This window comes from Kluyvera georgiana (assembly GCF_050990895.1).
Taxonomy (GTDB): Bacteria; Pseudomonadota; Gammaproteobacteria; order Enterobacterales; family Enterobacteriaceae; genus Kluyvera; species Kluyvera georgiana.
The window spans coordinates 332,150-357,647 of sequence record NZ_CP158865.1; the positions used below are offsets into that span (position 1 = coordinate 332,150).

Here is a 25,498-nt window from a genome sequence, read left to right on the forward strand (position 1 = left end):
ATGATTCGCTTTGAACACGTCAGCAAAGCCTATCTCGGCGGGAGACAAGCGCTGCAGGGCGTCACTTTCCACCTGCAGCCGGGCGAGATGGCATTTCTGACCGGCCACTCCGGCGCGGGTAAAAGTACCCTGCTGAAGCTTATCTGTGGGATTGAACGGCCAAGCGCCGGGAAAATCTTCTTCGGCGGCCACGACATCAGCCGCCTGAAGAACCGTGAGGTGCCGTTCCTGCGTCGCCAGATCGGTATGATTTTCCAGGATCACCATCTGCTGATGGACCGCACCGTTTTCGATAATGTGGCGATCCCACTGATTATTGCCGGCGCGAGCGCGGACGATATCCGCCGTCGCGTGTCGGCGGCGCTGGATAAAGTGGGGCTGCTGGATAAGGCGAAAAACTTCCCGATTCAGCTCTCCGGCGGTGAACAGCAGCGTGTCGGTATCGCCCGTGCGGTGGTGAACAAGCCTGCGGTACTGCTGGCGGATGAACCGACGGGGAACCTGGATAATGCGCTGTCGGAAGGCATTCTGCGACTGTTCGAAGAGTTTAACCGCGTTGGGGTGACCGTCCTGATGGCGACGCACGATATTGGGCTGATCTCCAGTCGTTCCTATCGCATGCTGACGCTGAGCGACGGCCACTTGCATGGAGGCCTGATGAATGAATAAGCGCGATGCCATCAACCAGATTCGCCAGTTTGGCGGGCGGCTGGACAGGATTCGCCAATCCGTTGGTAAAGGCGGTGATAACCGCAACGCGCCGAAACGGCCGAAGCCTGCGCCAAAGCCGAATTCACGCAAAACCAACGTTTTCAACGAACAGGTGCGCTATGCGTGGCAGGGGGCGCTGCAGGATCTGAAAAGCAAACCGTTCGCCACCTTCCTGACGGTGATGGTGATTGCTATCTCCCTGACGCTGCCGAGCGTCTGCTACATGGTGTACAAGAACGTCAATACGGCGGCGTCGCAGTACTACCCGTCGCCGCAGATCACCGTCTATCTGGAAAAAACGCTGGATGACGATGCGGCCGCGAAGGTGGTGGGCCAACTTCAGGCCGAGCAGGGCGTCGATAAGGTGAACTACCTTTCCCGCGATGAAGCGCTGGGCGAATTCCGCAACTGGTCGGGCTTTGGCGGCGCGCTGGATATGCTGGAAGAGAACCCGCTGCCCGCCGTGGCGGTGGTGATTCCGAAAATCGACTTCCAGACCACCGACGCGCTGAACACGCTACGCGACCGCGTGGCGCAGATTCAGGGCGTTAACGAAGTGCGAATGGACGACAGCTGGTTTGCCCGTCTGGCTTCGATTACCGGGCTGGTGGGACGCGTGGCGGCAATGATTGGCGTGCTGATGGTGGCGGCGGTATTCCTCGTCATCGGTAACAGCGTACGTCTGAGCATTTTTGCGCGTCGCGATACCATCAACGTGCAGAAGCTGATTGGCGCGACCGACGGTTTTATCCTGCGCCCGTTCCTGTACGGCGGGGCGCTGCTGGGCTTTGCCGGCGCGTTTCTGTCGCTGATCCTGTCGGAGATTCTGGTGATGCGTCTGTCATCGGCGGTCACCGAAGTGGCGCGGGTTTTCGGCACCCAGTTCGAGCTGAGCGGCCTGTCGTTTGACGAGTGCCTGTTGCTGCTGCTGCTGTGCTCGATGATTGGTTGGGTGGCAGCCTGGCTTGCCACGGTACAACATTTACGTCACTTTACCCCCGACTAAAAAAGTTCTGTTATACTCTTCCCCTGCGACGACTTCCGTTCGCAGGGGATGTGTTTTCAACCCCATCTTTCTGCCCTCGCAACTATCGCGTGTCACATTTTGTGCGTAATTTATTCACACTGTTGCATGGAACTTGTGGATAAACTCACTGTCTGATAAAAGAGCGGATGATATTCTCGTTGCTCATAGAGCCTGGCATGTTTGTTGCCTTCAGGGACAAGCCTCCGCCAGTATGAAGTGAATTGAGAGGATTTGAATGACCAAAGAAATGCAAAATTTAGCGTTAGCCCCTGTTGGTAACCTGGAATCTTATATCCGGGCTGCGAACGCATGGCCGATGTTGACGGCTGATGAAGAAAAGGCGCTTGCTGAACGGCTGCATTACCAGGGCGATCTGGAAGCAGCTAAAACGCTGATCCTGTCTCACCTGCGCTTTGTTGTTCATATTGCTCGTAACTACTCGGGCTATGGCCTGCCGCAGGCGGACCTGATTCAGGAAGGTAACATCGGCCTGATGAAAGCGGTGCGCCGTTTTAACCCGGAAGTGGGCGTTCGTCTGGTCTCCTTTGCGGTGCACTGGATCAAAGCGGAAATCCACGAATATGTACTGCGTAACTGGCGTATCGTCAAAGTGGCGACCACCAAAGCACAGCGTAAGCTGTTCTTCAACCTGCGTAAAACCAAGCAGCGTCTGGGCTGGTTCAATCAGGATGAAGTGGAAATGGTGGCTCGCGAGCTGGGCGTCTCCAGCAAAGACGTGCGTGAGATGGAGTCGCGTATGGCGGCGCAGGACATGGCGTTTGATATGTCTTCGGACGACGAGTCTGAAAGCCACTCCGTTGCTCCGGTGCTCTATCTGCAGGATAAATCGTCCAACTTTGCCGACGGCATCGAAGACGACAACTGGGAAGAGCAGGCGGCCAACAAGCTGACCGACGCGATGCAGGGCCTGGACGAACGTAGCCAGGACATCATCCGCGCCCGCTGGCTGGACGAAGACAACAAGTCTACGCTGCAAGAACTGGCCGACCGTTACGGCGTTTCTGCCGAACGTGTACGTCAGCTTGAAAAGAACGCGATGAAAAAACTGCGTGCGGCTATCGAAGCCTGATTTTTAGCCGCGTGCCCAATGAACCCTCGAATGTGAATTCGGGGGTTTTTGTTTTTGTAGGCCGGATAAAGCTTAGCCGCCAGCCGGCAATCTGCGCCGATCTGCCCGATGGCGCTACGCTTATCGGGCCTACGGTTTCGTCTCTCCGATAATCCCACCGTCATCACGCTTTCCTCTGTTTATTTCCCTTTTACCGCTGGCGCGAATGAAGCCGATGGCAAAGACTAAATAAGCGCTACGTATTTTTCCGTCTTTTAATGGCAGGGGGTTTACCGTGAGTAACGAGTCACTGAATCATCGGCGTTTACAGGCGACGCCGCGCGGCGTCGGCGTGATGTGCGGTTTCTACGCGGAACGCGCGGAGAACGCTACGCTGTGGGATATTGAAGGCAATGAATATATTGATTTCGCCGCCGGGATCGCGGTGCTCAACACCGGTCACCGCCACCCGCAGGTGATTGCGGCGGTAGAGAGCCAGCTTCAGGCCTTTACCCATACCGCCTACCAGATTGTTCCCTATGAAAGCTATGTATCATTAGCAGAACGTATCAATGCCGTGGCGCCGATTGCCGGCAATGCCAAAACGGCGTTCTTCAGCACCGGGGCCGAAGCGATTGAAAACGCGGTGAAGATTGCCCGCGCCTATACCAAACGTCCGGGGCTGATTACCTTTGGCGGCGGCTTCCATGGGCGTACTTTTATGACCATGGCGCTGACGGGCAAAGTGGCACCGTACAAAATCGGCTTTGGGCCGTTCCCGGGGTCGGTTTACCACGCCACGTTCCCGAACGCCGCGCACGGCGTGACCACGGACATGGCGCTCAAAAGCCTGAACCATATTTTTAAAGCTGACATCGCTCCGGATCAGGTGGCGGCGATCATTATCGAGCCGGTGCAGGGCGAGGGCGGCTTTAACGTCGCGCCGCCGGAGTTTATGCAGGCGCTGCGTACGCTGTGCGACACCCACGGCATTCTGCTGATTGCGGATGAAGTGCAGACCGGCTTTGCCCGTACCGGCAAGCTGTTTGCCATGGAGCACTACAGCGTGAAGCCGGATCTGATGACCATGGCGAAAAGTCTGGCCGGTGGCTTCCCTCTCTCCGGCGTAGTGGGCCGCGCCGAAGTGATGGATGCCCCGGCACCCGGCGGTTTGGGCGGCACCTATGCGGGTAACCCGCTGGCGGTGGCGGCAGCGCACGCCGTGCTGGACGTGATTGAAGAAGAAGCGCTCTGCACCCGCGCTAACCATCTGGGCCAGCATCTGATTGAGGTGCTCAATAAAACCCGCGAGCGCTGCCCGGCGATCGCCGACGTACGCGGTCTGGGGTCGATGGTCGCCGTGGAGTTTGTCGACCCGCGGACCCGCGAGCCGTCGCCGGAATTCACCAAATTGGTACAGGAACGCGCGCTGGCGGAAGGGGTGCTTCTGCTGAGCTGCGGCGTGTACGGCAACGTGATCCGCTTCCTTTACCCGCTCACGATTCCTGAGAAACAGTTTCAGCAGGCGCTGGATGTGATTCGTCGGGCACTCAGCGAGTGAATTTAATCCCCCATATACTCTAAGCCACTCCGATGAGTGGCTTTTTTTTGTCATTTTTGCGTTACAAATCCGTCAAAATTAACGTTTCAAATCCATAAAAATGGGGTATGTTTTAGCAGAGTATGCTGCAAAAGCACGGGCAGTATCCCTTAATATTAATATCTTATACTTAGCCTAGGGCTTGAATAAGAATAATGTGCTAAACAACAACATCACAACAATTGCAATAACCATAATAATGGGGAACCTCAGGATGAAAATGAAGGGCAAAGCGTTACTGGCAGGATGTATTGCACTGGCATTCAGCAATATGGCATTAGCAGAAAATATTAAAGTTGCTGTCGTTGGCGCGATGTCAGGTCCGGTTGCGCAGTATGGCGATCAGGAGTTCAGCGGTGCGGCGCAAGCGGTGGCCGATATTAACGCCAAAGGCGGCATTAAGGGCAACAAGCTGGAAATCGTGAAATATGACGATGCCTGCGACCCGAAACAGGCGGTGGCGGTAGCGAACAAAGTGGTCAACGACGGCATTAAGTACGTGATCGGCCACCTGTGCTCCTCTTCAACTCAGCCAGCGTCTGACATCTATGAAGATGAAGGCATTCTGATGATCACCCCGGCTGCGACGGCACCGGAGTTGACCGCGCGCGGCTATAAGCTGATTCTGCGCACCACCGGTCTGGACTCTGACCAGGGCCCAACTGCCGCAAAATACATTCTCGATAAAGTGAAGCCGCAGCGCATCGCGATTGTCCACGATAAGCAGCAGTACGGCGAAGGCCTGGCGCGCGCGGTGCAGGACGGTCTGAAAAAAGGCGGCGCTAACGTGGTCTTCTTCGATGGGATCACTGCCGGTGAGAAAGACTTCTCCACCCTGGTGGCGCGTCTGAAGAAAGAGAACATCGACTTCGTTTACTTCGGTGGCTATCACCCGGAAATGGGGCAGATCCTGCGCCAGGCGCGTGCTGCCGGCCTGAAAACCCAGTTCATGGGGCCGGAAGGGGTAGCGAACGTGTCGCTGTCTAACATCGCGGGCGAATCTGCTGAAGGCCTGCTGGTGACCAAGCCGAAGAACTATGACCAGGTGCCGGCGAACAAACCGATCGTCGATGCTATCAAGGCGAAGAAACAGGATCCGAGCGGTGCGTTCGTGTGGACCACCTACGCGGCGCTGCAGTCTCTGCAGGCGGGTCTGAACCACTCTGACGATCCGGCTGAGATCGCCAAATTCCTCAAGGCTAGCACCGTGGATACCGTAATGGGCCCGCTGTCCTGGGATGAGAAGGGTGACCTGAAAGGCTTCGAATTCGGCATCTTCAACTGGCACGCTAACGGTACGGCGACCGACGCGAAGTAAGTTGCTCTCAATGTAGGCCGGATAAGGCGTACGCCGCCATCCGGCAATGTATGCAGCAGTGCCTGATGGCGCTGCGCTTATCAGGCCTACACCGAGTGGTTCAAACTACCCTCGCACCCAGCCCTGTTCCTGCATCGTAAAGCCCAGCGCTTTGGCAAACGCCGCCATTTCCAGACTCTCTTCCGCGCCCGCTTTGCTGAGCAGCCAACGGCTAACCAGCGGGTTATCGCGCATCACCTCTTCCAGCAGATATTGCCCCACGCCGCGACGGCGGGTGACTTCGCGTACGCAAAGATCGTCCAACTGGCTCTGGTCTGCGCTGAGCGTGACGCGCACGGCGGCCAGCAGGCGCTCGTTAAAGCGAGCGGCGTACAAACGATGGTTGTCGTTGAGCGCTGATTCGGCGGGAATCCGCTCCGGCCAGATCTTGCCAAGGCAAATGCGGTCCTGGTCGCTAAAGGTCTCTAAACGAATGATGGTCAGTTTCATGGGCGGTGGGCTCCAGTCGCGAAAATGGCGGTCAGTGTACTCAATTTATTCTGCCGCAGGCTTTCTCTTTTTTGCCCTGGCAGCCAGGGGATTCGTTTTTCGATATTCACATAGGCAGCTTGAAACAGTATGGATCGAAAAATAGACAGAGTTTTAACCTAAAAACCAGCGTTTTATTCGGCTCTTTATGCCGTTATTTTATGCTGTATGGCGGACTTTTTTTTGTTTATCTATGGTAAAAATCAGAATATTATCTTTTCTTAATAGACTGAAAAATAGAGAATTTAGTCTGTTTTTAGCCAAAAAGATGCGCTAACCCATTAAAGATAATGGCAAAAATAGCGTTGTATATTAAAAGTACAGAATGCTTTTTAACCACTAAATTACAAAATATATACACGCCACGACGTGTAAACACGACATCACGAATGAGGATCCCGAAGTATGAAAAGGAATACAAAAACAGTAATCGCAGGGATGATCGCGCTGGCTATGTCTCACGCGGCTTTTGCTGACGATATCAAGGTTGCGGTTGTGGGGGCGATGTCTGGCCCGGTCGCGCAGTGGGGCGACATGGAGTTCAACGGCGCGCGCCAGGCCATTAAGGATATCAACGCGAAGGGCGGCATTAAGGGCGACAAACTGGTGGGCGTTGAGTACGACGACGCCTGCGACCCGAAACAAGCGGTGGCGGTGGCCAACAAAATCGTCAACGACGGCATTAAATATGTCATCGGCCACCTGTGTTCTTCTTCCACACAGCCTGCTTCCGATATTTATGAAGATGAAGGCATTCTGATGATCTCTCCGGGGGCGACCAACCCGGAACTGACCCAGCGCGGCTATCAGTACATCATGCGCACCGCGGGCCTGGATTCCTCTCAGGGGCCGACGGCGGCAAACTACATCCTCAATAAAGTGAAGCCGCAACGCATCGCCATCATTCATGACAAACAGCAGTACGGCGAAGGCCTGGCGCGCTCCGTGCAGGACGGGCTGAAAAAAGGCGGCGGCAATATCGTCTTCTTCGACGGCATCACCGCCGGTGAAAAAGACTTCTCCGCGCTGATTGCCCGTCTGCAAAAAGAGAACATCGATTTTGTTTACTACGGCGGCTACTACCCGGAAATGGGCCAGATGCTGCGTCAGGCGCGCGCCGTCGGGCTGAAAACGCAGTTTATGGGTCCGGAAGGCGTGGGTAACGCCTCGCTGTCGAACATCGCGGGTGACGCGGCGGAAGGCATGCTGGTTACCATGCCAAAACGCTATGACCAGGATCCGGCAAACAGCGCTATCGTCGATGCCCTGAAAGCGCAGAAGAAAGATCCGAGCGGTCCGTATGTGTGGATCACCTACGCCGCCGTACAGTCTCTGGCAACCGCCATGGAACGTACCGGCAGCGATGATCCTCAGGCGCTGATTAAAGACTTAAAAGCAAACGGCGCGAAAACCGTGATTGGGCCGCTGAGCTGGGACGACAAAGGCGATCTGAAAGGCTTTGAATTTGGCGTCTTCCAGTGGCACGCCGACGGCTCATCCACCGCGGTGAAGTAACCTTCATTTCCCCCTGGCGGGCGTAGATCCGCAGGGGTAGCAAAAGGCTAATTTATGTCAGAGCAGGTTCTCTACTTTGTGCAGCAGATGTTTAACGGCGTAACGCTGGGAAGCACCTATGCACTGATCGCCATCGGTTACACCATGGTGTACGGGATTATCGGCATGATCAACTTCGCCCACGGCGAGGTGTACATGATCGGTAGTTATGTCTCCTTTATGATCATCGCCGCGCTGATGATGATGGGCATCGACACCAGCTGGTTGCTGGTGGCGGCGGGCTTTATCGGGGCGATTGTCATCGCCAGCGCCTACGGCTGGAGCATTGAACGGGTGGCCTATCGCCCGGTGCGCAGCTCCAAGCGTCTGATCGCGCTGATCTCCGCCATCGGGATGTCCATCTTCCTGCAAAACTACGTCAGCCTGACCGAGGGTTCGCGCGATATCGCGTTGCCGAGCCTGTTTAACGGTCAGTGGATTGTCGGCAGCAGCGATAACTTCTCCGCCTCTATCACCACTATGCAGTTGGTTATCTGGATTGTGACCTTTATTGCCATGCTGGCGCTGACGCTGTTCATTCGCTACTCCCGTATGGGCCGCGCCTGTCGCGCCTGCGCGGAAGACCTGAAAATGGCCAGCCTGCTCGGCATTAACACCGACCGCGTGATTGCGCTGACCTTCGTGATTGGTGCGGCGATGGCGGCGGTGGCGGGCGTACTGCTCGGCCAGTTCTACGGCGTTATCAACCCGTATATCGGCTTTATGGCCGGGATGAAAGCCTTCACCGCCGCGGTTCTGGGCGGTATCGGCAGTATTCCGGGGGCGATGATCGGTGGGCTGATCCTCGGCATCGCGGAAGCGCTGTCCTCGGCGTACCTGAGCACCGAATATAAAGACGTCGTGTCGTTCGCGCTGCTGATCGTGGTACTGCTGGTGATGCCGACCGGTATTCTGGGCCGCCCGGAGGTAGAGAAAGTATGAAACCGATGCAATTTGCGATGGCGCTGCTGTCGGCGGCGATGTTCTTCGTCCTGGCGGGCGTCTTTATGGGCGTACAGCTGCAGCTCGACGGCACTAAGCTGGTGGTCGGCAGCGCGGCGGATATCCGCTGGCAGTGGATCTTTATTGGCACCGCGGTGGTCTTTTTCTTCCAGCTGCTGCGCCCCCTGTTCCAGAAAGGGCTGAAGAGCGTCTCCGGGCCGAAATTTATACTGCCGGCGATTGATGGTTCAACGGTCAAACAAAAGCTGTTCCTGATTGCGCTGCTGGTGATTGCCGTGGCGTGGCCGTTTATGGTCTCGCGCGGTACCGTCGATATCGCCACCCTGACCATGATTTATATTATTCTGGGCCTGGGGCTGAACGTGGTGGTGGGGCTGTCCGGCCTGCTGGTGCTGGGCTACGGCGGCTTCTATGCCATCGGTGCCTACACTTTCGCGCTGCTGAACCACTATTACGGCCTCGGTTTCTGGACCTGTCTGCCGATCGCCGGGCTGGTCTCTGCCGCTGCCGGTTTCCTGCTGGGCTTCCCGGTATTGCGTCTGCGCGGTGACTACCTGGCAATTGTGACCTTAGGCTTCGGCGAAATCGTCCGTATCCTGCTGCTCAACAACACCGAAATCACCGGCGGCCCGAACGGTATCAGCCAGATTCCAAAGCCGACCTTCTTCGGCCTGGAGTTCAGCCGCAGCGCGCGCGAAGGCGGCTGGGATACCTTCAGCAACTTCTTTAACGTCAAGTACGACCCGTCCGATCGCGTCATCTTCCTCTACCTGGTGGCGCTGCTGCTGGTGGTGTTGAGCTTGTTTGTGATCAACCGCCTGCTGCGTATGCCGCTGGGCCGCGCGTGGGAAGCGCTGCGTGAAGATGAAATCGCCTGCCGCTCGCTGGGCCTGAGCCCGACGCGCATCAAGCTGACCGCCTTTACCATCAGCGCCGCGTTTGCCGGTTTTGCCGGTACGCTGTTCGCCGCGCGCCAGGGCTTTGTTAGCCCGGAGTCCTTTACCTTTGCCGAGTCGGCCTTCGTGCTGGCGATTGTGGTGCTGGGCGGCATGGGTTCGCAGTTTGCCGTTATCCTCGCCGCGATTCTGTTGGTTGTGTCGCGCGAGCTGATGCGTGACTTTAACGAATACAGCATGTTGATGCTCGGCGGCCTGATGGTACTGATGATGATCTGGCGTCCGCAGGGCCTTCTGCCGATGACCCGTCCACAGCTGAAACTGAAAAACGGGCAAGCGAAAGAAGGAGAGCAGGCATGAGTCAGCCATTATTATCCGTTAACGGCCTGATGATGCGTTTTGGCGGCCTGCTGGCGGTCAACAACGTGGCGCTGGAGCTGCATTCTCAGGAAATCGTCTCCCTGATTGGCCCGAACGGCGCGGGGAAAACCACGGTCTTTAACTGCCTGACCGGCTTCTACAAGCCAACCGGCGGCACCATTATGCTGCGCGACCAGCACCTGGAAGGGCTGCCGGGCCAGCAAATCGCCCGCATGGGCGTGGTGCGTACCTTCCAGCACGTGCGTTTGTTCCGCGAAATGACGGTGATTGAAAACCTGCTGGTGGCACAGCATCAGCAGTTGAAAACCGGCGTCTTCTCCGGCCTGCTGAAAACCCCGTCGTTCAAGCGCGCACAAAGCGAAGCGCTGGACCGCGCCGCTACCTGGCTTGAGCGTATTGGCTTGTTAGAGCACGCCAACCGTCAGGCCAGTAACCTGGCCTACGGCGACCAGCGTCGTCTGGAAATTGCCCGCTGCATGGTGACCCAGCCGGAAATCCTGATGCTCGACGAACCGGCCGCTGGCCTCAACCCGAAAGAGACCAAAGAGCTGGACGAGCTGATTGCCGAGCTGCGTAACCATCACAACACCACCATTTTGCTGATTGAGCACGATATGAAGCTGGTGATGGGGATTTCCGACCGTATCTACGTGGTAAACCAGGGCACGCCGTTGGCTAACGGCACGCCGGAAGAGATCCGCAACAACCCGGATGTTATCCGCGCGTATCTGGGTGAGGCATAATATGGATAAAGTGATGTTATCGTTCGACAAAGTCAGCGCACACTACGGCAAGATTCAGGCGCTGCACGAGGTCAGTCTGCACATTAATCAGGGTGAAATCGTGACGCTCATCGGGGCGAACGGCGCGGGGAAAACCACGCTGCTTGGCACGCTGTGCGGCGACCCGCGCGCGACCAGCGGGCGGATTGTCTTTGATGATAAAGACATTACCGACTGGCAGACGGCGAAAATCATGCGTGAAGCGGTCGCGATCGTCCCGGAAGGGCGGCGCGTGTTTTCGCGCATGACGGTGGAAGAGAACCTGGCGATGGGCGGCTTTTTTGCCGAGCGTGACCAGTTCCAGGAGCGCATCAAGTGGGTTTACGAACTGTTCCCGCGCCTGCATGAACGTCGAATTCAGCGTGCGGGCACCATGTCCGGCGGTGAACAGCAGATGCTGGCCATTGGCCGCGCGTTGATGAGCCAGCCGCGCCTGTTGCTGCTGGATGAACCTTCTCTGGGGCTGGCGCCGATCATCATCCAGCAGATCTTCGACACCATCGAACAGCTGCGCGAGCAGGGTATGACCATCTTCCTCGTCGAGCAGAACGCCAACCAGGCGCTGAAGCTCGCCGACCGCGGCTATGTGCTGGAGAATGGCCACGTGGTACTCGAAGATACAGGAGATGCGCTATTGGCGAACGAAGCGGTGCGCAGCGCGTACCTCGGCGGTTAACATGGTATCCCGGGGAAAGCGCCTGCGCCGACCCCGGAAACGGCATACGGTTAAATTGAACAAAAGAGCCTGATGGCTCTTTTTTTGTACGTATTTGTTGTACAATAAACATGTACAAATGGGGAGGTGTTTTATGCGTACGGTTAACTATAGCGAGGCTCGGCAAAATCTGGCCGAAGTCCTGGAAAGCGCGGTGGCGGGCGACCCTGTCACCATCACGCGTCGCGGGCACAAGCCCGCAGTGATCATCAGCGCCGAAGAGTTTGAGCGTTATCAGACGGCGCGAATGGATGATGAGTTTGCTGCCATTATGGCGGTTCATGGCAATGAGCTTAGGGAGTTGGCGGATAAATGACTCTACAAATTATCTCAGCGGAAGAGATAATTCAGTTTCATGACAGGCTTCTCCGCGTTACGCCTGGTGTGACAGGCATGCCCGATCCTGGCCGCGCGGAAGCGCTAATGTATCGGGTGCTCAATCAAATCGAATATGAAGGGGTGACCGACGTGTGGTTGCTGGCGGCAATGCATCTGCTCGCCATATCCCGTGGGCATATCTTCAATGATGGTAACAAACGTACCGCCTTATTTATTACGCTGCTATTTTTAAAGCGTAATGGCATCTCGCTTGCAGCGAATCCGGATTTTGTCGAGATGACGGTCGACGCAGCGGCAGGGCGGCTGACGCTGGAGCAGATTGCCCTTCGTCTGCGTGGATGAGCCGTTCCCGGGGAAAGCGCCTGCGCTGACCCCGGGAATAACGTCATCCCTATCCGTGTCACAGGTCCCACTTTCCCTTCTTACCACCGTCACCTCCTTGCCATCCCTTTGTCGCCTTACTATCTTTTTTTTGTAATAAAAAAGTTATTTTTCTGTCATTCGAGCATGTCATGTTACCCCCGCGAACATAAAACGCGTGATATCGCGCATCCCGGCACAAAAAGAGAGATAACCGATGATATCGTTACGACATACAGCTTTAGGATTGGCGTTAAGTCTGGCATTGGCGAGCCAGGCGATGGCAGTGACTACGATTCCGTTCTGGCACTCAATGGAAGGCGAGCTGGGCAAAGAAGTTGACTCCCTGGCGCAGCGTTTTAACGCCGCCAATCCGGACTACAAAATTACCCCGATCTACAAAGGCAACTACGAGCAGAGCCTGAGCGCGGGTATCGCCGCTTTCCGCACCGGCAACGCCCCGGCGATTCTACAGGTGTATGAAGTGGGCACCGCCACCATGATGGCTTCGAAGGCGATTAAGCCGGTCTATCAGGTATTCAGCGATGCCGGTATCACGTTTGACGAATCTCAGTTTGTGCCGACGGTGTCCGGTTACTACACCGACGCCAAAACCGGGCATCTGCTCTCCCAGCCGTTTAACAGCTCTACCCCGGTGCTGTACTACAACAAAGATGCCTTCAAAAAAGCCGGTTTAGACCCGGAACAGCCGCCGAAAACCTGGCAGGACCTGGCTGACTACACCGCGAAGCTGAAAGCCGCCGGTATGAAGTGCGGTTATGCCAGCGGCTGGCAGGGCTGGATCCAGATTGAAAACTTCAGCGCCTGGCACGGTCTGCCGGTCGCCAGCAAAAACAACGGCTTCGACGGTACCGATGCGGTGCTGGAGTTCAACAAGCCGGAGCAGGTTAAACATATCGCGCTGCTTGCCGATCTGAACAAAAAGGGCGACTTCAGCTACTTCGGACGTAAAGACGAATCCACCGAGAAGTTCTACAACGGCGACTGCGCGATCACGACCGCATCTTCCGGCTCGCTGGCGGATATCCGCCATTACGCCAAATTCAACTACGGCGTCGGCATGATGCCGTACGATGCTGATGTGAAGGGCGCACCGCAGAACGCCATCATCGGCGGGGCGAGCCTGTGGGTAATGCAGGGTAAAGATAAAGAGACCTATACCGGCGTGGCGAAATTCCTCGAGTTCCTGGCGAAGCCGGAAATCGCCGCCGAGTGGCATCAGAAAACCGGCTACCTGCCGATCACGACCGCCGCGTACGACCTGACCCGCCAGCAGGGCTTCTATGACAAGAATCCTGGCGCGGATATCGCGACCCGTCAGATGCTGAACAAACCACCGTTGCCGTTCACCAAAGGCCTGCGTCTGGGCAACATGCCGCAGATTCGTACCATCGTGGATGAAGAGCTGGAAAGCGTCTGGACCGGCAAGAAAACGCCTCAGCAGGCGCTGGATTCTGCGGTTGAACGCGGGAATCAGCTGCTGCGTCGCTTCGAGCAATCGACCAAGTCTTAATCGCCAAATGCCGGGTGGCGGCTGCGCCTTACCCGGCCTACCAGTACGCGTAGGCCGGATAAGCGTAGCGCCATCCGGCACTGCTCAGGAATCAAAACTTCATGTCATCATCCCGTCCGGTGTTTAAATCGCGCTGGCTGCCTTATGCATTGGTCGCCCCGCAGCTGATTATCACCGTTATTTTCTTTATCTGGCCCGCTGGCGAAGCGCTGTGGTACTCGCTACAAAGCGTCGACCCGTTTGGGCTTTCCAGCCAGTTTGTTGGCCTGGATAACTTCGTCTCGCTGTTCCACGATCCGTACTACCTCGATTCCTTCTGGACGACGATCAAGTTCAGCGCCATGGTCACCGTCAGCGGCCTGCTGGTATCGCTGATTTTCGCCGCGCTGGTGGATTACGTGGTGCGCGGCAGCCGCCTGTATCAAACGCTGATGCTGCTGCCCTACGCCGTTGCCCCCGCTGTCGCCGCGGTGCTGTGGATCTTCCTGTTTAACCCCGGTCGCGGGCTGATTACCCATTTCCTCGGTGAATTCGGTTACGACTGGAACCATGCGCAGAATAGCGGCCAGGCGATGTTCCTCGTGGTCTTCGCCTCGGTGTGGAAGCAAATCAGCTACAATTTCCTGTTCTTCTTTGCCGCGCTGCAGTCGATTCCGCGCTCGCTGGTGGAAGCCGCCGCTATCGACGGTGCGGGCCCGATTCGCCGCTTCTTCAAGCTGGCGCTGCCGCTGATTGCGCCGGTGAGCTTTTTCCTGCTGGTGGTGAACCTGGTGTACGCCTTCTTCGATACCTTCCCGGTGATTGATGCCGCGACGGCAGGCGGCCCGGTACAGGCCACCACCACGCTTATTTATAAGATTTACCGTGAAGGGTTCGCCGGGCTGGATCTCTCGGCCTCTGCCGCGCAATCGGTGGTGCTGATGTTCCTCGTCATCATCCTGACCGTGGTGCAGTTCCGCTACGTGGAAAGAAAGGTGCGCTACCAATGATTGAGAACCGTCGCGGGCTGACTATTTTCAGCCACACCATGCTAATCCTTGGGATTATCGTGATTCTCTTCCCGCTGTACGTTGCGTTCACCGCGGCAACGCTGGACGACAAAGCGGTATTTGAAACGCCGATGACGCTGATTCCCGGTGGGCATCTGTTTGAAAACATGAAGACCATCTGGGTGAACGGCGTTGGGGCCAACAGCGCGCCGTTCTGGTTGATGATGCTCAACAGCTTCATCATGGCTTTCGCTATTACCGTCGGCAAAATCACGGTCTCGATGCTGTCGGCGTTTGCCATCGTCTGGTTCCGCTTCCCGCTGCGTAACCTGTTCTTCTGGATGATTTTTATCACCCTGATGCTGCCGGTTGAAGTACGTATCTTCCCGACGGTGGAAGTGATTGCCAACCTGAAAATGCTCGACAGCTACGCGGGTTTGACGCTGCCGCTGATGGCCTCGGCCACTGCGACCTTCCTGTTCCGTCAGTTCTTTATGACTTTGCCGGACGAGCTGATAGAAGCGGCGAGAATTGACGGCGCCTCGCCGATGCGTTTCTTCCGCGACATCGTGCTGCCGCTGTCAAAAACCAACCTGGCGGCGCTGTTCGTCATCACCTTTATCTACGGCTGGAACCAGTATCTCTGGCCGCTGTTGATCATCACCGACGTCAATCTCGGCACCGCCGTGGCGGGCATTAAAGGCATGATCGCCATTGGACAAGGCACCACGCAGTGGAATCAGGTGATGGCGGCAATGCTGCTCACCCTTATCCCTCCGGTCGTTATCGTTTTAGCCATGCAGCGGGCGTTTGTGCGTGGTTTAGTGGACAGTGAGAAATAACATGGCAGGACTGAAATTACAGGCAGTAAGCAAAAGCTGGGACGGCAAAACCCAGGTGATTCAACCGCTGACGTTGGACGTGGCGGACGGCGAGTTTATTGTGATGGTCGGCCCGTCGGGCTGCGGTAAGTCCACGCTGCTGCGCATGGTTGCCGGGCTGGAGCGAGTGACCAGCGGCGACATCTGGATCGATCGCAAGCGCGTCACCGAAATGGAGCCGAAGGATCGCGGCATTGCGATGGTGTTCCAGAACTACGCCCTCTACCCGCATATGAGCGTGGAAGAGAACATGGCCTGGGGGCTGAAAATTCGCGGCATGGGGAAAGCGCATATCGCGGAAAAGGTGCAGGAAGCGGCGCGTATTCTTGAGCTGGATGGCCTGCTGAAGCGCCGTCCGCGCGAACTGTCCGGCGGCCAGCGCCAGCGCGTGGCGATGGGGCGCGCCATCGTGCGCGACCCGGCGGTGTTCCTGTTTGATGAGCCGCTCTCTAACCTCGATGCCAAGCTGCGCGTGCAGATGCGTCTTGAACTACAGCAACTGCATCGTCGGTTGAAAACAACCTCGCTTTACGTCACTCACGACCAGGTGGAGGCGATGACCCTTGCCCAGCGGGTGATGGTGATGAACAAAGGGATTGCCGAGCAGATAGGCACGCCGGTAGAGGTGTATGAGAAACCGGCCAGCCGCTTTGTGGCGAGCTTTATCGGTAGCCCGGCAATGAACCTGCTGGAGGGCCAACTGGATGCGTCAGGCACGCGCTTTGTGTTGCCCAATGGAATGCAGCTCCCGCTTCCGGCTGGGCGTCGTGAATATGCCGGGCGTCGCATGACGCTGGGTATCCGCCCGGAACATATTGCGCTAAGCTCGCAGGCGGAAGGCGGCGTGCCGATGGTCATCGACACGCTGGAAATTTTAGGTGCAGATAACCTGGCGCACGGGCGTTTTGGCGAATTGAAAATGGTGGTTCGCCTGCCGCACCAGCAGCGCCCGAATGCGGGCAGCACGCTGTGGCTACATCTGCCGGATGAACATCTGCACCTCTTTGACGGTGAAACAGGAATGCGAGTATGAGCAACTGGCCCTATCCTCATATCGTCGCCCATCGCGGCGGCGGCAAATTAGCGCCGGAAAATACCCTGGCAGCGATCGACGTGGGTGCGCGCTATGGGCATACCATGATTGAGTTTGATGCCAAGCTGTCGAAAGACGGGCAGATCTTTCTGCTGCATGACGACAATCTTGAACGCACCAGCAACGGCTGGGGCGTGGCGGGGGATCTGAACTGGCAGGATCTGCTGCGTGTGGACGCGGGCAGCTGGTTTGCCAGCAGCTTTAAGGGCGAACCGCTGCCGCTGCTGTCGCAGGTGGCGGAACGCTGCCGTCAGCACGGTATGATGGCCAATATTGAGATTAAACCCACCACCGGTACCGGCCTGCTGACCGGCAAAGCCGTGGCGCTGGCCGCCCGCGAGCTGTGGGCCGACATGACGCCGCCGCTGCTATCGTCGTTTGAAATTGATGCGCTTGAAGCAGCGCAGCTTGCCGCCCCGGAGCTACCGCGCGGCCTGTTGCTCGACGAGTGGCGCGACGACTGGCGTGAGTTGACCACGCGGCTGGGCTGCGTTTCTATTCACCTCAACCATCGTTTACTCGATGAGGCGCGCGTGGACGCGCTGCGCGATGCCGGGCTGAAGATTCTGGTGTACACCGTGAACTCGCCCCAACGCGCGGCGGAGCTGCTGCGCTGGGGCGTGAACTGCATCTGTACCGATGCGATTGACGTGATTGGGCCGGATTTCCAGCCTTAATACTGCTTCAGCATGCCGCCGTTATTGTTGGGCAGCGGCTGCTGATTCGGCGTGAGCATGCCCGGCTGGGCCTGCTGCACGCGCTGCTGGTTGGCTTTGAGCTGGTTTTGCAGATGCAGCTGTTGCTGCTGCGTCTGCACCTGCCGCTGTTGATTCAGCATCCCTTTCTGCTGCTGTTGTTGGTTCAACATTCGCGACTGCATGCGCTGCTGGCTGGGGATCTCATAACCCGGCTGGTTCGGGTTATTGTCGATGTTCAACGGCGCAGCCAGCGCGGTGAACGGCAGCAGCGCTGCGAGAATCAGTAATCGTTTCATCATCTTTCCTCCTTGTAGGGGATCTCTTAAGTTTACTCCTTTCCCGCCAGAACGAGGATTATTTCAGCATTATGAACCAGGCTTAGTGGGGACCTCACCGCACGCTCTGGAGAATGATGATGATAACAACGCCGACGTTTATCCGCCGGGTAGCCCTTGCTGCTCTGCTCTCAGGAAGCTGTTTTAGCGCCGTAGCCGCGCCGCCTCCGCCTCCCGTCTCCTACGGCGTGGAAGAAGATGTGTTTCACCCCGTGCGCGCCCAGCAGGGCATGGTGGCCTCGGTGGATGCCGCCGCCACGCGAGTCGGCGTGGAGATTTTGCGCCAGGGAGGTAACGCCGTGGATGCGGCGGTCGCGGTTGGCTATGCGCTGGCGGTGACGCACCCGCAGGCCGGGAACCTTGGCGGGGGCGGATTTATGCTGCTGCGTACCAAAGACGGTAAAACCACGGCGATCGATTTCCGTGAAATGGCCCCGGAGCAGGCGACGCGTGACATGTTCCTCGACGATCACGGCAACCCGGACAGTAAAAAATCGCTGACCTCACATCTCGCCTCCGGCACGCCGGGCACCGTCGCCGGTTTCTCGCTGGCGCTGGAAAAATACGGCACTCTGCCGCTCAACAAAGTGATTCGCCCAGCGCTGAAGCTAGCGCAAGAGGGTTTTATCGTTAACGATGCGCTGGCCGACGATCTGAAAACTTACGGCAGCGAAGTGCTGCCCAATCATCCCAACAGCAAGGCTATCTTCTGGAAAGACGGCGAACCGCTGAAGAAGGGCGACAAGCTGGTGCAGGCCAATCTGGCGAAAAGCCTGGAGCTGATAGCCGAACACGGGCCGGATGCGTTCTACAAAGGGGCGATTGCCGATCAGATTGCCGAAGAGATGCAGAAAAACGGCGGATTGATGAGCAAGGCCGATCTGGCGAATTACAAGGCCGTCGAGCGCACGCCGATTAGCGGCACGTATCGCGGCTATGAGGTCTTCTCCATGCCGCCGCCGTCTTCCGGTGGGATTCACATCGTGCAAATTCTTAATATTCTGGAAAACTTCGATCTGCATAAATACGGATTTGGCAGCGCCGACGCGATGCAGCTGATGGCGGAAGCAGAGAAGCACGCCTATGCTGACCGCTCGGAGTATCTCGGCGACCCGGACTTTGTGAAGGTACCGTGGCAGGCGCTGACCAACAAAGCCTACGCTAAATCGATTGCCGACCAGATTGATATCAACAAAGCCAAACCTTCCAGCCAGATTAAACCCGGCAAGCTGGCGCCGTATGAAAGCAACCAGACCACCCATTTCTCGGTGGTGGATAAAGACGGCAATGCGGTGGCGGTGACCTACACCCTTAATACCACCTTTGGTACCGGCATCGTGGCGGGTAACACCGGCATTCTGCTGAATAACGAAATGGATGACTTCTCCGCTAAGCCCGGCGTGCCGAACGTCTATGGGCTGGTGGGCGGCGATGCCAACGCGGTTGGGCCGAAGAAACGTCCGCTGTCGTCGATGTCGCCAACGATTGTGGTGAAAGACGGTAAAACCTGGCTGGTGACCGGTAGCCCGGGCGGTAGCCGTATTATCACTACGGTGCTGCAAATGGTGGTCAATAGCATCGATTTTGGTATGAACGTGGCGGAAGCAACCAACGCACCGCGTTTCCACCACCAGTGGCTGCCGGACGAACTGCGGGTCGAGAAGGGCTTTAGCCCGGACACGCTCAAGCTGCTGGAAGCGAAAGGACAGAAGGTGGCGCTGAAAGAGGCGATGGGCAGCACGCAGAGCATTATGGTGGACCCGGATGGGACGCTGTATGGGGCCTCGGACCCGCGTTCGCCGGATGATTTGACGGCGGGGTACTAGTTTAATTGCCGGGTGGCGGCTTCGCCTTACCGGGCCTACAGGGTTAACCTTTGTAGGCCCGGTAAGCGTAGCGCCACCGGGCAATGGTTACTTCACCCGCGCCATAAAGTACGCATCCACATACTCCCCATTACGCAGCGCATAGTTGCGCCCGGTGCCTTCAATCTCAAACCCGTGCTTTTGATACACCGCCACCGCCGGCGCGTTATCGACAAATACGGTGAGTTCAATGCGGTCGACGCGCAGCCAGTTGTCGCACATATCGATCATGGTGCGCATGAGCGCGCTGGCGACCCCGCGATTTTGCCAGCGGGTATCGACGCAAATTCCGAAGTCGGCGACGTGGCTGCGGCGAGGGCGTTGGGGAATGGCAATACTGAGGTGCCCAACCACCTGTTCATCGATGCAGGCGACCAGCTGTTTGATGCCCGGCTGGTCGGCTAGCCGTTCTTGCCACATATGGCTGGAAGGATGAGGTACCTGTAGCGTGTTGTGATACACCTCCGGCTGGGCGTGGATCTGACGGATAGCGTCGAAATCTTTGGATTCAGCGTGGCGTATCACGATGTCACTCATTCTTCATTTCCTTTGTGGTGTAAAAGTCCCTTTTAACATCATTGATTTTGAAATGTGCGTCAATTGGCTTTTTTTGCAAAAATCACTGGACAGTTGCGAATGAGAATGATTATTATTGTCCTGCATTCAGGGCGTCCTTGCGGAGTTCCTGAAAGCACGACATTGCTCACATTGCTTCCAGTATTACTTTAGCCAGCTTATTGCTGGCTTTTTTTTGCCTGTCATTGCGCTATGGTATTCAGCAAACACTTCAAAAGGACTGAACCATGACTCTGCACTGCGCCTTTATCGGCTTTGGCAAAAGCACCACCCGCTACCATCTTCCCTATGTTCTGCACCGTAAAGCCGACTGGCACGTGGCGCATATCTATCGCCGCAGTCCGAAGCCGGACGAGCAGGCACCGCAATACGCGCACATTCACTTCACCAGCGAGTTGAACGATATTCTGCACGATCCGCAGGTGAAGCTGGTGGTGGTTTGCACCCATGCTGATAGCCACTTTGAGTATGCGAAAAAAGCGCTGCAAGCCGGTAAAAACGTACTGGTCGAAAAGCCATTCACCCCGACGCTGGCGGAAGCGAAGGAACTGTTTGCGCTGGCGAAAAGCAAAGGGCTGACCGTCTCGCCGTATCAGAACCGTCGCTTTGACTCCTGCTTCCTGACTGCCAAAAAAGCCATTGAGAGCGGTAAGCTGGGCGAGATTGTTGAGGTAGAAAGCCACTTTGACTACTACCGCCCGGAGGCGCCGACCCAGCCGGGCCGTCCGCAGGACGGCGCGTTTTATGGCCTGGGCGTACACACCATGGACCAAATCATCTCGCTGTTTGGCCGCCCGGATCATGCGGCGTACGACATTCGCAGCCTGCGCAATCCGGCCAATCCGGATGATACTTTTGAAGCTCAGCTGTTCTACGGCAACCTGAAGGCGATTGTGAAAACCAGCCATCTGGTGAAAATCGACTACCCGAAATTTATCGTGCACGGCACCAAAGGCTCCTTCGTGAAGTACGGTATCGACCAGCAGGAAACCAGCCTGAAAGCGGGCATTATGCCGGGCGATGCGGGCTTCGCGGCGGATAGTTCACTGGCGCAGCTGGAGTACGTTAACGAGGCGGGGGAAACGGTAAAAGAGCAGTGGCAGGCCGAGCGTGGCGACTATGGTCGCGTGTACGATGCGCTGTATCAGACGCTGACCCACGGTGTGCCGAATTTCGTCAAGGAAACTGAGGCTCTCACCAATATGGAACTGCTTGAACGGGCATTTGAGCAGCCGTCTCCTGCCACGATTACCCTTGCCAAATAAGTAAAAATGGCTCCTCTGCTCTTGTTCATATTTTTTGAACAGAGGAGTCAATTTTCACCCACTATCATCCTGAGCGGTTTACGTCCAAACTTGTTTCATCGAAAACATGAGGGGGTAAAAAATGATTTTCTTACGCAAAGCAAATGAACGTGGTCACGCGAATCATGGTTGGCTGGATTCCTGGCATACCTTCTCTTTTGCCGACTACTACGATCCGAATTACATGGGCTTCTCGGCGCTGCGCGTCATTAACGACGACGTGATTGATGCAGGCCAGGGGTTCGGTACTCACCCGCACAAAGACATGGAAATCCTGACCTACGTGCTGGAAGGCGCCGTAGAGCATCAGGACAGCATGGGTAACAAAGAGCAGGTTCCGGCGGGCGAGTTCCAGATTATGAGCGCCGGTACCGGGGTGCGTCACTCTGAGTACAACCCAAGCGCCACCGATAAGCTGCACCTGTATCAGATCTGGATCATTCCAGAAAAAACCGGCATCACGCCGCGCTACGAACAGCGTCGCTTCGACGCCGCGCAGGGCAAACAGCTGGTGCTGTCGCCGGATGCGCGTGAAGGTTCGCTGAAGGTTTACCAGGATATGGAGCTGTACCGCTGGGCGCTGGCAAAAGGCGAACAGTCGGTGCACCAGATTGCCGCCGACCGCCGCGTGTGGATTCAGGTAGTGAAAGGTGAAGTCTCGATTAATGGCACCAAAGCCACCACCAGCGATGGTCTGGCGATTTGGGACGAGCAGGCGATTTCGGTTCACGCCGACAGCGAAAGTGAAATTTTACTCTTCGATCTGCCGCCAGTTTGATCCGTCTTAAATAATTAGCGCAACCTCCCCAATCTTGCGGGGAGGTTGCGTCATCTCCGTGGTAAACTTCAGCAATATTTCACCTTTGTTTGCCACTGGACGATGAAAAAGAAAAGACCCGTACTTCAGGATGTTGCCGATCGCGTTGGCGTAACCAAAATGACGGTGAGCCGTTTTTTACGTAACCCGGAGCAGGTTTCCGAAGCGTTACGCGGTAAAATTGCGGCGGCGCTTGACGATCTGGGCTATATCCCCAACCGGGCCCCCGATATTCTCTCCAATGCTACCAGCCGCGCCATCGGCGTGCTGCTGCCCTCATTAACCAACCAGGTGTTTGCGGAAGTGCTGCGCGGTGTGGAAAGCGTCACCGACGCCCACGGCTATCAAACGATGCTTGCCCACTACGGCTACAAGCCGGAAATGGAGCAGGAGCGCCTGGAGTCGATGCTCTCCTGGAACATTGACGGCCTGATTCTGACTGAACGTACCCACACGCCGCGTACCCTCAAGATGATCGAAGTGGCCGGTATTCCGGTGGTTGAGCTCATGGATAGCCAGTCGCCGTGCCTCGATATCGCCGTGGGTTTCGATAACTTTGAAGCGGCGCGGCAGATGACGGCGGCGATTATCGCGCGCGGCCATCGGCATATCGCCTATTTAGGTGCGCGTCTCGATGAACGTACTATTATCAAACAGAAAGGCTACGAACAGGCGATGCTTGACGCGGGCCTGACGCCGTACAGCGTGATGGTAGAGCAGTCGTCGTCTTACACTTCCGGCATCGAACTGATGCGCCAGGCACGGCGCGAATTCTCCAGGCTGGACGGCATATTCTGTACCAACGATGACCTCGCGGTCGGCGCGGCGTTTGAGTGCCAGCGTCTGGGGCTGAAAATTCCGGACGATATCGCGATTGCCGGCTTCCACGGCCACGATATCGGCCAGGTGATGGAACCGCGTCTCGCCAGCGTCCTGACGCCGCGTGAGCGCATGGGGCGCATTGGCGCGGAGCGTCTGCTTGCCCGTATTCGCGGTGAAGTGGTGACGCCGAAGATGTTAGATTTAGGTTTCACTTTGTCACCGGGTGGTTCTATTTAGGCCCCACAAGTTTGAACTAGATCACACATATTCACTCATAATTCACTTCCGGCACGAATGGTTATTGCTTATCCAGTTGCTCAGCATGACAATGTTACCGATAACTGTTACCCGTAACAAATTCCCAGTGCCCAACAGGAGGACGCCTTGAGCACGACTAACCACGATCACCACGTTTATGTACTGATGGGCGTATCCGGCAGCGGTAAATCCGCCGTAGCCAGCGAAGTCGCACATCGCCTGAACGCCGCGTTTCTGGACGGCGATTTCCTGCACCCACGCAGCAATATCGTCAAAATGTCCTCCGGCGAACCGCTGAACGACGACGACCGCAAGCCCTGGCTGCAGGCGCTGAACGACGCCGCGTTTGCCATGCAGCGCACGAACAAAGTCTCGCTGATTGTCTGCTCCGCGCTGAAAAAAGCGTACCGCGACATTCTGCGTGAAGGAAACCCGAATCTCTCCTTCGTCTACCTGAAAGGGGATTTCGAGGTGATTGAGAGCCGTCTGAAAGCGCGTAAGGGCCACTTCTTCAAGACCCAGATGCTGGTGACGCAGTTCGAAACCCTGCAAGAACCGGGCGCTGACGAACGCGACGTGCTGGTGGTTGATATCGATCAGCCGCTGGAAGGCGTTATCGACAGCACCATTGAAGTGATTAACAAAGGCCGTATCGCGTGACAACTTTATCGTTAGTTTTAACAGCAGTAGGTTCCGTTTTACTGCTGCTGTTTTTAGTCATGAAGGCGCGTATGCACGCCTTCCTGGCTTTGATGGTGGTTTCTATTGGTGCAGGGCTTTTCTCCGGTATGCCGTTGATTAAAATCGCGGAAACCATGGAGAAAGGGATGGGCGGTACGCTGGGCTTCCTGGCTATCGTGGTCGCGCTGGGCGCGATGTTCGGCAAAATTCTGCATGAAACGGGCGCAGTCGATCAGATTGCGGTCAAAATGCTGAAATCTTTCGGCCACAGCCGCGCGCACTATGCCATCGGTATCGCCGGTCTTATCTGTGCGCTGCCGCTGTTCTTTGAAGTGGCGATCGTGCTGCTGATTAGCGTCGCGTTCTCTATGGCGCGCCACACCGGGACGAACCTGGTGAAGCTGGTGATTCCACTGTTTGCCGGTGTAGCCGCCGCTGCGGCGTTTCTGCTGCCGGGGCCAGCGCCAATGCTTCTGGCTTCCCAAATGCACGCCGACTTTGGCTGGATGATTCTGATTGGCCTGTGTGCGGCGATTCCGGGGATGATTATTGCCGGGCCGCTGTGGGGCAACTTTATCAGCCGCTACGTTGAGCTGAACATTCCTGATGACATTACCGAGCCGCACCTTGGCGAAGGCAAAATGCCGTCCTTCGGCTTTAGCCTGGCGCTGATTCTGCTGCCGCTGGTGCTGGTGGGGCTGAAAACGATCGCCGCGCGCTTTGTGCCGGTGGAATCCGAAACCTATCAGTGGTTTGAATTTATCGGTCACCCATTCACCGCGATTCTGATTGCCTGCCTGGTGGCGATTTATGGCCTGGCGTTCCGTCAGGGCATGGCGAAAGACAAAGTGATGGCGATCTGCGGTGCGGCCCTGCAGCCTGCGGGGATTATTCTGCTGGTGATCGGTGCGGGCGGCGTGTTCAAACAGGTGCTGGTGGATTCCGGCGTCGGTCCGGCATTGGGCGAAGCCCTGACCGGGATGGGCCTGCCGATTGCGCTGACCTGCTTCATTCTGGCCGCTGCGGTACGTATTATTCAGGGTTCCGCGACGGTTGCGTGTCTGACTGCGGTTGGCCTGGTGATGCCGGTGATTGAACAGCTGCATTACAGTGGCGCTCAGCTGGCGGCGCTGTCTATCTGCATCGGCGGCGGTTCTATCGTGGTGAGCCACGTGAACGACGCAGGCTTCTGGCTGTTCGGTAAGTTTACCGGCGCGACGGAAGCGCAGACGCTGAAAACCTGGACCATGATGGAAACCATTCTTGGTACGGTAGGCGCGATTGTCGGTATGATTGCGTTTACGCTGTTAAGTTAATGCACCACCCGTTGTAGGCCTGATAAGCGCAGCGCCATCAGGCTGTCCGGCGCATATTGCCGGATGGCGGCGTAAACGCCTTATCC

Annotated in this window: 25 protein-coding genes and 1 pseudogene; 23 read left to right on the forward strand and 3 right to left on the reverse strand. The window is 56.7% G+C overall.

Annotated features, from left to right (window positions below; all coding sequences use genetic code 11):
- From ftsE to livJ, 5 genes are all read left to right on the forward strand, one after another.
- A complete protein-coding gene (gene ftsE, locus ABTW00_RS01565) occupies window positions 1-669 on the forward strand; it encodes a cell division ATP-binding protein FtsE (protein WP_064541355.1) in 669 nt (222 codons plus the stop codon).
- Entirely contained in the window at window positions 662-1,717 is a 1,056-nt protein-coding gene (ftsX, locus tag ABTW00_RS01570) for a permease-like cell division protein FtsX (protein ID WP_065356423.1), read from the forward strand. The genes ftsE and ftsX overlap by 8 nt, the downstream gene beginning before the upstream one ends.
- Window positions 1,718-1,973: 256 nt before the next feature.
- Complete coding sequence (rpoH, locus tag ABTW00_RS01575; RefSeq protein WP_064541362.1) at window positions 1,974-2,828, forward strand: RNA polymerase sigma factor RpoH; 855 nt, start codon at window positions 1,974-1,976, stop codon at window positions 2,826-2,828.
- 334 nt (window positions 2,829-3,162) lie between these two features.
- Window positions 3,163-4,368, forward strand: coding sequence for a 4-aminobutyrate--2-oxoglutarate transaminase (locus tag ABTW00_RS01580; RefSeq protein ID WP_433640909.1), 1,206 nt, complete (start codon window positions 3,163-3,165; stop codon window positions 4,366-4,368).
- A 253-nt stretch (window positions 4,369-4,621) separates the two neighbouring features.
- Entirely contained in the window at window positions 4,622-5,725 is a 1,104-nt protein-coding gene (livJ, locus tag ABTW00_RS01585; RefSeq protein WP_100249924.1) for a branched chain amino acid ABC transporter substrate-binding protein LivJ, read from the forward strand.
- Between the two features lie 105 nt (window positions 5,726-5,830).
- Here livJ and panM read toward each other — a convergent pair whose 3' ends face one another.
- Complete coding sequence (gene panM / locus ABTW00_RS01590; RefSeq protein ID WP_433638420.1) at window positions 5,831-6,214, reverse strand: aspartate 1-decarboxylase autocleavage activator PanM; 384 nt, start codon at window positions 6,212-6,214, stop codon at window positions 5,831-5,833.
- A 444-nt stretch (window positions 6,215-6,658) separates the two neighbouring features.
- Between panM and livK the strand changes: the two genes are divergently transcribed.
- The 12 genes from livK (at window position 6,659) to ugpQ (ending at window position 17,417) form a co-directional block, all read left to right on the forward strand.
- Window positions 6,659-7,768: a high-affinity branched-chain amino acid ABC transporter substrate-binding protein LivK gene (livK, locus tag ABTW00_RS01595; protein ID WP_163446764.1), complete on the forward strand. Its 1,110-nt coding sequence runs from the start codon at window positions 6,659-6,661 to the stop codon at window positions 7,766-7,768.
- 54 nt (window positions 7,769-7,822) lie between these two features.
- Window positions 7,823-8,749, forward strand: coding sequence for a high-affinity branched-chain amino acid ABC transporter permease LivH (gene livH / locus ABTW00_RS01600; protein ID WP_065356427.1), 927 nt, complete (start codon window positions 7,823-7,825; stop codon window positions 8,747-8,749).
- Window positions 8,746-10,026, forward strand: coding sequence for a branched chain amino acid ABC transporter permease LivM (livM, locus tag ABTW00_RS01605; RefSeq protein ID WP_064541378.1), 1,281 nt, complete (start codon window positions 8,746-8,748; stop codon window positions 10,024-10,026). The genes livH and livM overlap by 4 nt, the downstream gene beginning before the upstream one ends.
- Window positions 10,023-10,790, forward strand: coding sequence for a high-affinity branched-chain amino acid ABC transporter ATP-binding protein LivG (gene livG, locus ABTW00_RS01610; protein ID WP_433638424.1), 768 nt, complete (start codon window positions 10,023-10,025; stop codon window positions 10,788-10,790). Before livM ends, livG begins: the two co-directional genes overlap by 4 nt.
- 1 nt (window position 10,791) lies before the next feature.
- Window positions 10,792-11,505, forward strand: coding sequence for a high-affinity branched-chain amino acid ABC transporter ATP-binding protein LivF (livF, locus tag ABTW00_RS01615; RefSeq protein ID WP_271446743.1), 714 nt, complete (start codon window positions 10,792-10,794; stop codon window positions 11,503-11,505).
- A gap of 133 nt (window positions 11,506-11,638) precedes the next feature.
- A complete protein-coding gene (locus tag ABTW00_RS01620) occupies window positions 11,639-11,860 on the forward strand; it encodes a type II toxin-antitoxin system Phd/YefM family antitoxin (RefSeq protein WP_271446744.1) in 222 nt (73 codons plus the stop codon).
- Complete coding sequence (locus ABTW00_RS01625) at window positions 11,857-12,225, forward strand: type II toxin-antitoxin system death-on-curing family toxin (RefSeq protein ID WP_271446745.1); 369 nt, start codon at window positions 11,857-11,859, stop codon at window positions 12,223-12,225. The genes ABTW00_RS01620 and ABTW00_RS01625 overlap by 4 nt, the downstream gene beginning before the upstream one ends.
- A gap of 235 nt (window positions 12,226-12,460) precedes the next feature.
- Window positions 12,461-13,777 (forward strand): sn-glycerol-3-phosphate ABC transporter substrate-binding protein UgpB, encoded by a 1,317-nt coding sequence (gene ugpB, locus ABTW00_RS01630; RefSeq protein WP_064541383.1) that lies wholly within the window; start codon window positions 12,461-12,463, stop codon window positions 13,775-13,777.
- 101 nt (window positions 13,778-13,878) lie between these two features.
- On the forward strand, window positions 13,879-14,766 hold the full coding sequence (ugpA, locus tag ABTW00_RS01635) for a sn-glycerol-3-phosphate ABC transporter permease UgpA (RefSeq protein ID WP_065356429.1): 888 nt from the start codon (window positions 13,879-13,881) through the stop codon (window positions 14,764-14,766).
- Window positions 14,763-15,608: a sn-glycerol-3-phosphate ABC transporter permease UgpE gene (ugpE, locus tag ABTW00_RS01640; protein WP_064541386.1), complete on the forward strand. Its 846-nt coding sequence runs from the start codon at window positions 14,763-14,765 to the stop codon at window positions 15,606-15,608. Before ugpA ends, ugpE begins: the two co-directional genes overlap by 4 nt.
- 1 nt (window position 15,609) lies before the next feature.
- Window positions 15,610-16,680, forward strand: a complete 1,071-nt coding sequence (locus tag ABTW00_RS01645) for a sn-glycerol-3-phosphate import ATP-binding protein UgpC (RefSeq protein WP_065356431.1) — start codon at window positions 15,610-15,612, stop codon at window positions 16,678-16,680.
- Window positions 16,677-17,417, forward strand: a complete 741-nt coding sequence (gene ugpQ, locus ABTW00_RS01650) for a glycerophosphodiester phosphodiesterase (protein ID WP_433638428.1) — start codon at window positions 16,677-16,679, stop codon at window positions 17,415-17,417. The genes ABTW00_RS01645 and ugpQ overlap by 4 nt, the downstream gene beginning before the upstream one ends.
- 8 nt (window positions 17,418-17,425) lie before the next feature.
- On the opposite strand, the pseudogene ABTW00_RS01655 reads toward ugpQ, so the two are convergent.
- Window positions 17,426-17,734 (reverse strand): annotated as a pseudogene (locus tag ABTW00_RS01655) (DUF2756 family protein); the annotation flags it as partial.
- A 122-nt stretch (window positions 17,735-17,856) separates the two neighbouring features.
- Here ABTW00_RS01655 and ggt point away from each other — a divergent pair.
- Entirely contained in the window at window positions 17,857-19,599 is a 1,743-nt protein-coding gene (gene ggt, locus ABTW00_RS01660; RefSeq protein ID WP_271446776.1) for a gamma-glutamyltransferase, read from the forward strand.
- 87 nt (window positions 19,600-19,686) lie between these two features.
- Here ggt and yhhY read toward each other — a convergent pair whose 3' ends face one another.
- Entirely contained in the window at window positions 19,687-20,175 is a 489-nt protein-coding gene (gene yhhY, locus ABTW00_RS01665; protein WP_433638431.1) for an N-acetyltransferase, read from the reverse strand.
- A gap of 266 nt (window positions 20,176-20,441) precedes the next feature.
- On the opposite strand from yhhY, the gene ABTW00_RS01670 reads away from it, so the two are divergent.
- From ABTW00_RS01670 to gntU, 5 genes are all read left to right on the forward strand, one after another.
- The gene (locus tag ABTW00_RS01670) at window positions 20,442-21,479 is read left to right on the forward strand and encodes an oxidoreductase (RefSeq protein WP_433638433.1); all 1,038 of its coding nucleotides are present in this window, start codon (window positions 20,442-20,444) and stop codon (window positions 21,477-21,479) included.
- Between the two features lie 121 nt (window positions 21,480-21,600).
- Entirely contained in the window at window positions 21,601-22,296 is a 696-nt protein-coding gene (locus tag ABTW00_RS01675; protein ID WP_064541402.1) for a pirin family protein, read from the forward strand.
- 102 nt (window positions 22,297-22,398) lie between these two features.
- Complete coding sequence (gene gntR / locus ABTW00_RS01680) at window positions 22,399-23,394, forward strand: gluconate operon transcriptional repressor GntR (protein WP_064541405.1); 996 nt, start codon at window positions 22,399-22,401, stop codon at window positions 23,392-23,394.
- 147 nt (window positions 23,395-23,541) lie between these two features.
- On the forward strand, window positions 23,542-24,075 hold the full coding sequence (gene gntK / locus ABTW00_RS01685; protein WP_064541408.1) for a gluconokinase: 534 nt from the start codon (window positions 23,542-23,544) through the stop codon (window positions 24,073-24,075).
- A complete protein-coding gene (gntU, locus tag ABTW00_RS01690; protein ID WP_064541411.1) occupies window positions 24,072-25,412 on the forward strand; it encodes a gluconate transporter in 1,341 nt (446 codons plus the stop codon). Before gntK ends, gntU begins: the two co-directional genes overlap by 4 nt.
- Window positions 25,413-25,498 lie beyond the last annotated feature (86 nt).